General features: G+C 57.9%; 6 protein-coding genes and 3 tRNA genes. 5 read left to right on the top strand and 4 right to left on the bottom strand.

What is annotated here, in order from left to right; translation table 11 throughout:
* Positions 1-42 precede the first annotated feature (42 nt).
* A complete protein-coding gene (locus Q0288_RS09250) occupies positions 43-450 on the top strand; it encodes a gamma-glutamyltransferase (RefSeq protein ID WP_299429687.1) in 408 nt (135 codons plus the stop codon).
* A 109-nt stretch (positions 451-559) separates the two neighbouring features.
* Here Q0288_RS09250 and Q0288_RS09245 read toward each other — a convergent pair whose 3' ends face one another.
* The gene (locus Q0288_RS09245; RefSeq protein WP_299429683.1) at positions 560-772 is read right to left on the bottom strand and encodes a dodecin; all 213 of its coding nucleotides are present in this window, start codon (positions 770-772) and stop codon (positions 560-562) included.
* A 350-nt stretch (positions 773-1,122) separates the two neighbouring features.
* Positions 1,123-2,115 (bottom strand): MBL fold metallo-hydrolase, encoded by a 993-nt coding sequence (locus Q0288_RS09240; RefSeq protein WP_299429681.1) that lies wholly within the window; start codon positions 2,113-2,115, stop codon positions 1,123-1,125.
* A 197-nt stretch (positions 2,116-2,312) separates the two neighbouring features.
* Between Q0288_RS09240 and Q0288_RS09235 the strand changes: the two genes are divergently transcribed.
* Entirely contained in the window at positions 2,313-3,962 is a 1,650-nt protein-coding gene (locus tag Q0288_RS09235) for a CTP synthase (protein WP_299429679.1), read from the top strand.
* Between the two features lie 349 nt (positions 3,963-4,311).
* On the opposite strand, the gene Q0288_RS09230 is transcribed toward Q0288_RS09235, so the two are convergent.
* Both Q0288_RS09230 and Q0288_RS09225 read right to left on the bottom strand, forming a co-directional pair.
* Positions 4,312-4,387: transfer RNA gene (locus Q0288_RS09230), tRNA-Gly, on the bottom strand.
* Between the two features lie 35 nt (positions 4,388-4,422).
* Positions 4,423-4,499, bottom strand: a tRNA-Pro gene (locus tag Q0288_RS09225).
* 116 nt (positions 4,500-4,615) lie between these two features.
* Here Q0288_RS09225 and Q0288_RS09220 point away from each other — a divergent pair.
* The 3 genes from Q0288_RS09220 (at position 4,616) to Q0288_RS09210 (ending at position 7,493) form a co-directional block, all read left to right on the top strand.
* A tRNA-Lys gene (locus tag Q0288_RS09220) sits at positions 4,616-4,691 on the top strand.
* A gap of 168 nt (positions 4,692-4,859) precedes the next feature.
* A complete protein-coding gene (locus tag Q0288_RS09215; protein ID WP_299429685.1) occupies positions 4,860-6,275 on the top strand; it encodes an HD-GYP domain-containing protein in 1,416 nt (471 codons plus the stop codon).
* Between the two features lie 147 nt (positions 6,276-6,422).
* Positions 6,423-7,493: a DUF815 domain-containing protein gene (locus tag Q0288_RS09210; protein WP_299429677.1), complete on the top strand. Its 1,071-nt coding sequence runs from the start codon at positions 6,423-6,425 to the stop codon at positions 7,491-7,493.
* Positions 7,494-7,668 lie beyond the last annotated feature (175 nt).

Genomic DNA, 7,668 nt, shown 5'->3' with positions numbered 1-7,668 from the left:
GACACCGGCATCTAGCGGCAAAACCGGGGAGCTGGCTTTCTCCTGGAAGACGGCCACCCCAACCAGTATGCCCCGGCCAAGAAGCCCTTCCACACCATCATTCCGGGCTTCCTGACCCGCGATGGCAAGCCCCTGGGGCCATTTGGTGTGATGGGTGGACACATGCAGCCACAAGGTCATTTACAGGTGGTGGTCAATCTGGAAGACTACGGGATGAACCCCCAGGCAGCCCTGGACGCACCGCGCTGGCAGTGGAGACAGGGCCGGCAGATTGAACTCGAGTCCAGTGTACCTTCGCACCTGGTCTACGGTCTCAAAGAACGGGGCCACGAAGCTGTCCTTCAATCCGAATGGGCGACCTTTGGGCGGGGCCAGATCATTTTAAAGCCAAAAGATGCGTTTCTGGCTGCGACTGAGCACCGAGCCGACGGCATGGCGCTGGCCTGGTGAGCTGAGTTGGGTTCAGGTAGAATCCGCAAGTAGTGTTTCAGGTTACTGTGCTGGGCGTAATTCCCGAATAACCAGTCGGATCAGCCCCCGAGATATGCGTGGGAACCGCCTATTCCTCGTCGTCGAGCCGGAACCCTACCAGCAAGGTAACCTGATAGGTGTTGACATAGCCATCGGCCAGGCTGCCGCGAATCTCCTTGACCTCAAACCAGTCAAGGTTGCGCAGGGTTCTGCGAGCACGGGTCAGGGCAACCTGGATGGCATCCTCGAGGCTCTCCGCGCTGCTGCCCACCAGCTCCACTTTTTTGTAGACTTTGCTCATGGTTGGCCTCCTCCCCCAGGGTAGCGCTTGAAAGTAGGATAAATGGCCCTGGCGGCTATCGCTAAGCCGTCGTCAAGATTTCTGAAAAGAATGGTCTGCTGGCTGGGCAGGGTCTATAGACGATGGTCTATGGTCTGGGCTCGAGGGTGCGTCCTGAGCCAGCGGCGATGCGTTCGGGGTATACAACTATTGGGGTCACGCTGTAACGGGTCTCGGGCCGCCCGTGCAGGGCCAAACGTCGGGGTTAAGAAAACCAGGTGCTTCCAGGTCACTGCATCCAACCCGGTGGAGATTTGGGTACTTAGCCCTTGCCCGCACAGTCTGATTTGAAAAACGCAGTATGGCACAGCTTAACGGCTGTAGTGAATAATACCGTTTAGCTCGAGCCTTTTTACAGCCCCCTCGGCCACCAGGTATTCCAGGTGGGCCAGCGTCTCCGACCAGGCAAAACGCCGCTGGGCCAGGTTGAGGCTGCCGGGAAACAGCCCGAGCGACAACTGCCAGCAGGTTTGAGTGCGGTTGTTCATGAGGTGGAGCAAGAATTCGAGCCGCTCGAGGTGGTGGGCTTTGAGTTCGGCCACCCTCCCGGCAATATCCTTGATTGGGCGGTAGTGTCCCGGCAAGGCGACCGAAGCCCCCAGCCTGGCAGTTTTTTCCAGCGACTTGAAGTAATGCTGGAGCGGATTGGGATAGGAGTAGGCCCAGATGCCGATATTGGGGGAGATACGCTCCAGGATCTGATCCCCCGCCAGCAGCACCCCGTCCGATTCGCGCAGCAACATGGCGTGACCGTCGGCATGGCCCGGTGTCCACACCACCAGATACTCCTGACCGGCCAGCCGCAGGAGCTGTTCATCGGTGAAGGTATGAAGGTTTTGCGCAGGATGTACCCGGCTGCGGGTTTTAGTCATTTCCTGACCGAGATCTCTCAGATATTCATCCGTGATCCCGTGCTGATAAAACAGAGTCTGCCCGGCCTGACTCATACGCTGTGGTTGTGTCCAGAAGACATGCCCTCGCTCTTTCTCCACATCCAGCAGCCACACCCTGGGACCGTGTGGTTCAATCAGCCCTGCCAGGCCGTAGTGGTCGGGGTGATGATGGGTGACCACCAGATGCTCGAGGTCGCCATACCCCAGACCGTGTTCGTGCAAAGCAGCCCCCAGGCTGCTTCTGGCTTCGGCGGTGTCAAGCGCGCAGTCCACCAGCACCGGGCCGTCGGTGCTGCTGGGGCTGGGCAGCAGCAGATAACAGTTCACGTACTTGAAGGGATAAGGGATCGGTACAGAAATGGCATAGATCCCGGGTGCAACTTCGGAAGATAGGTGTGTAGCCCCAGTCATATAGAGATTGTACCAAGTCAAACTTTTTTGCAAAGGTGGTGCAGTACTGTGCCCTGGTTACTGACACCGAGGGGGCAGGTCATGGTACCATCAAGTCCCGTGATAGTTAAGCGCTTCTACCGCCCAGGTAGAGTGTTTGAAAGGGTAGGTTTTTTTAGCGCTGGATATGGCCTATTCGGCCTAGTGCGGGGGTTTATATGAAATACATTTTTGTCACGGGCGGTGTGGTGAGCAGTCTGGGCAAGGGCATCCTCACCTCCAGCCTGGGGGCCATCTTGCGGGGGCGCGGCTACCGCGTTACCGCCATCAAGATTGATCCCTACGTCAATGTGGATGCTGGAACCATGCGGCCTTACGAACATGGAGAGGTTTTTGTCACCAGCGATGGAGCCGAGACCGACCTGGATATCGGCCATTACGAGCGCTTTCTCGATATTGATCTGTCCCGCGCCAACAACATTACCACCGGGCAGGTCTACTTGTCGGTGATTCAAAAAGAGCGGCGTGGGGAGTATCTTTCCCAGACCGTGCAGGTTATTCCCCACATCACCGATGAGATCAAAGACCGTATTCGCCGCACCGCGCACGAGCAAAACGCCGACCTGGTAGTGGTGGAGGTGGGGGGCACGGTAGGCGACATCGAGAGCCTGCCTTTTCTGGAGGCCATCCGCCAGTTTCAGTTCGATGAAGACGATCAGAATTTGATGTACCTGCACCTGACCCTGGTGCCTTATCTGGCTACCTCAGAGGAATTCAAAACTAAGCCCACCCAGCACTCGGTCTCCACCTTGCGGGGGGTGGGCATCCAGCCCGATGTGCTGGTATTACGCTCCGACAAGCTGGTTCCGGAGGATGTGCGCAAAAAGGTAGCACTATTTACCAATGTTCACGCTGGCGAGGTTTTTAGCAGCCCTACCGTGCAGTACCTTTACGAAATGCCTCTGGTGTTGGAAGAGCAGGGTCTGGGCCGCGCCGTCGAGAAGCGATTGGGACTGGAGCCAATTCAGCCCAACTTGAGTTTCTGGCAAAACGCGGTGCGCAAACTCAAGCAGCCCGCCCACGAGGTCTCGGTGGCTTTTGTGGGCAAATATGTCAAGATGCCCGATGCCTACCTGAGCATCCTGGAAGGCTTTCGCCATGCCGGGATTGCCCATAATGCACGGGTCAATGTGAAGTGGGTCAATGCCGAGGACATCACCGACCTGGCCAGAGCTGCCGAACTGTTGAGTGATGTGGACGGAATTCTGGTGGGGCCTGGGTTTGGCATTCGTGGCATTGAAGGCAAAATCCTGGCTGCCCGGTATGCCCGCGAGAACCGGGTGCCCTACTTTGGGATCTGCCTGGGGCTGCAAATTGCGGTGATTGAATATGCCCGCCATGTGCTGGGCCTCGAGGGGGCCAACAGCACTGAGTTCGACCCCTACACACCCCACCCGGTGATAGACCTGATGCCCGAGCAGTTGGAGGTCGAAGGGTTGGGCGGCACTATGCGGCTGGGTAACTGGCCTATGCGCATCCATCCCGAAACTTTGCTCTACAAACTCTATGGCAAGGAACTGGCCCAGGAGCGGCACCGCCATCGTTACGAGGTAAACCCTGAGTGTGTCCAGCGCCTGATCGAAAGCGGCCTGGCGGTCTCGGCGGTCACACCGGGCGTACAGGGTCGCGGCGAGGGGCTGGTGGAGGCCATTGAGTTGCCAGATCATCCCTTCTTCATCGGCCTGCAAGCCCACCCCGAACTGGCCAGCCGCCCTATGCGGGTCTCGCCGCCATTCTATGGGTTTATTGGCGCAGCGCTCGAGAGAAGGCGCCAGGCCTTGTTCCAGTCCATTGAGCGCACTTCCTGATGATTGATACCCGATTCGGTTAGCACCCGACCAAAGGGAGACGCTTTTTTTGCTGACCGTCCGGGAGGGGAGTGCTCCAGGATTCCAAAAGATCGCCTCGGGGTCTCCGGGTTGGAGGATGATCTTTTTGCATCCGGTATGAGAGCCGCGCTTCTGGCGAGGGTTACGTGCAAATGCGTGGGCCAGAGATGCTGGATACCTTTCACTATCGGCGGTAGGGCGGTTTTCAACTTGACTGCAGCTCTGATTGCTTTGAGAACCGCCCCTTGATTCCGTGAATGGGTGGGTCTTCTACGGCAACCGCCCCAATGGCCCGAATCAGAAAAAAACCGCCTTTGGGGCGGTTGATTGGAGCGGGAGACGGGATTCGAACCCGCGACATTCAGCTTGGAAGGCTGACGCTCTACCAACTGAGCTACTCCCGCATTTCACTCCTGGGCAGGGTGGCCGCCTGCGCGTCTGGTCGGGGAGACTGGATTTGAACCAGCGACCCTCTGCTCCCAAAGCAGATGCGCTACCAGGCTGCGCTACTCCCCGATTGTACGTCTGACCTGGCAGCCAGAGCGCAAGTTCAAAGATAGCACGGCAGGGCAAAAACGGTCAAACGGCATATTGACAAGGCCTTGCGCAATCGCTATATTTGTGTGTTGCTTGGGCTGTTAGCTCAATTGGCAGAGCAACTGACTCTTAATCAGTGGGTTACAGGTTCGATTCCTGTACAGCCCACCAAGCAAGCCGAGCAGATACTGTAGAACCGGGGCCCCTGGCCCTGTTTTTTTGCCTTTTGGATCCCTTTCACAGGGTTGATTGCGTCTGTACTGCCCATGCTTGGGCGGGGGCGGCAAATAACCAGTCAGCCCCCTGACCCAGTGCTACATTTAGGGCAACGTGCGTGCTATGGGAATTGTCAATCAAAAAACACTACAGAACAAGAACCTCTGGAGTCTGCTTGGATTGCTCGTCTGGGGCGTGGTTTCATTCCTCTACTTGCCCGATACCTATCAGGCTTTTAGCTTTCTGTTTCTGATACCTTGGGTCTGGAAAGACGGGCCGCAGAGCATGCGCTGGGTGGTTCCCCTGGTACTCATCTACACCACAGCCCAGCACCTGTACCCCAGAGCCAACCTGAGCCTGGATAACTTGCTGGTTACGATGCTTCCTGGTCTGGTGGCACTGGGTTTTGTGGCCTGGTTGCGGGAGCGGGATCGGCGCTCGAAAAAGGAACTCGAGGACTCGCTGCGCTTCATGCACTTACTGGAGGAAGGTAGCCTCAGCATCAGCACTGCCAGCGACCCCCTGGAATTAACCGAAAGCGCCATGACCTCGCTGTATAACCTCAACATTGCGCCACACATGGCCTTCGTGCGTTTCCGTGAGGGCAAGCCGGTGGTGGTGAGTGCCAGGGGCGCCCTCGAGCGCTACCGGGGGCGGCACCTGCCCCAGCAAAAGCTCAGCACCCACGCCAGTCTCACCGACACCTTTGTAGTGGGGAATTACCTCGAGGGTATCCCCGAAAGCGCCGGCTGGTCCACGGCTGCGGTTCCGGTTTCAGCGCGGCAGAAGCGCCCACTGGGGGTGGTGATTCTGGCTCGAGAGGGCAACAAACCCTTCCAGTCCGACGAAAAAGCCATGGCCAACTCGCTGGCCCGGGTGATGGGGGCGCAACTAGGCCGGGTGGTAGCCCTCAAACACCTCGAGGACGCCTACGACGGCACGCTACGCGCTCTGGGTCTGGCCCTGGAATTTCGCGACCACGAGACCCAGGGCCATACCAAACGGGTGGTGGCCTGGGCCGATCAGTTGGCCCAGGATCTGAACCTGGATGCCTCAACTCGGAAATTTCTCCGTTGGGGCGCCTACTTGCACGACATTGGCAAGCTTTCGATTTCCGACAACATTCTGCGAAAACCCGACAAACTCGACGCCGAAGAGTGGGAGATCATGAAAGGCCACGTGCTTAAGGGCTGGGAAATGCTTTCAAGAGTTCCTTTTCTACCCCACGAGACCCTGGAAGTGGTGCGTTACCACCACGAAAACTGGGATGGCAGCGGCTACCCTGACGGCCAAAAAGGGCAAGATATCCCTATCCTGGCCCGCATCTTTGCGGTCGTAGACACCTTCGATGCACTCTATAGCCCCCGGCCCTATAAGCGGGCCTGGAAACCAGCAGAAATTATTGAGGAGCTGAACCGCCTGAAAGGTAAAAAACTCGACCCCAAGCTGGTGGATATCTTCATCAAGCGCATCACCTCCCCCTCCGGCAAAGAAGCCATGGAGGTTGCCAATCCCAGCAGGGCAAATGTCAGGGCCTAGACTGGTTCCAGGGCATTAAGTCTTCATAAAACCGGGCGTACATATGGATCGCCTCGAGCCGAGGCGGCCTGCCCTGAACGCCAGCACCCCGTTGCGCCAAATACTTCCTGCCACTTCCTCTCGTGACAACCCGTAAAATAGCCTCCAATGCAGCTATTTCCTTTGCTTCACGACACCCCCCTGGCCGAACTTTTCCACACTCGAGTTCCTGCTGGCGAGCCCTGGGCCTGGGTGCTCAGCCAGCGAATTCTGATGGACGAACGCCTGGCCCGACGCCTGCTCTGCGAGCCCCTGAGCCCCGGGATGGCCGATTGGATCAGCCGGGAGCTGGGGCGCTTACGGCAGGAGCTGGAGCACCTCAAAAAGCAACACCCTTTTTCGGACTTTGGCTGCAGCCCTCCGAGTGGAGCCCAAAGCGCTGCACTGAAGGTACTTCTGGAAGGGTCACCTGCTACTTTGCAAAACCTTTACCGGAGCCACGGCTATGGTATATATGCCCACCACACGGCATTCATGTATAGCAACCAGATGCAGGCCATCGAGAAGCCGGATCCCGTCCGCTTCGACGATCTGGTGGGCTATGACCGGCAAATCCATACCCTGCGCGCCAATGTGGAACGTTTTTTGCTGAGCAAGCCCGCCGTTCCAATGCTCCTGTACGGGGCCAGAGGCTCCGGCAAGTCCACCTCGGTCAAGGCCCTGCGCACCCAGTATGCCGACCAGGGCCTGCGGCTGGTGGAGGTACTTTCGGACGGGCTGGAGCAACTGCCAGCCCTGCTGGAGTTGCTGGCCCCCTTGCCCTTTCGGTTTGTGCTCTACATGGACGATCTGGCCTTTGCCAGCGACGATGAACGCTTCCACAAGCTCAAGGCTTTGCTGGAAGGTGCGGTCTATGAACGGCCCCAAAATGTGCTGTCCGTGGCCACCTCTAACCGCCGCAACCTGATCGCCCAGCACTGGTCGGATCGGCCCGAACCCGACGCCAGCGATCCTGCATCCTGGGACACCTTACAAGACAAGCTGGCCCTGGCCGATCGCTTTGGGCTGGTCTTGACCTTTCCACCTTTCGATCAGACCCATTACCTGCTGGCTGTGGCGCACATTCTAAGGAGGGAACTCGACCACGCCACCCGCAACGCGGCCCTGCAATTTGCCCTGGATGGTAGGGGTTTTTCGGGCCGCACTGCACGGCATTTTGTCCAGCAGCATGAGCGGTGATAGTCTATCATCATCGCCCTCAACATTTACCGCCACCTGCTCAAGCACGAGCGAAAAGGCTATGTCTTCGATGTGGAGGAGGCCATACGCCCGGCGCAGAGACACCAGGCCTGATTTTTTGCTAGAATGTCTGGCGGCTGAGTTTCGGCCCGAATTATTTTGGGTAAAAATTAGG

It is taken from the genome of uncultured Meiothermus sp., from assembly GCF_937863175.1.
GTDB lineage: Bacteria > Deinococcota > Deinococci > Deinococcales > Thermaceae > Meiothermus.
This window is presented reverse-complemented; position numbering and strand designations above follow the sequence as displayed.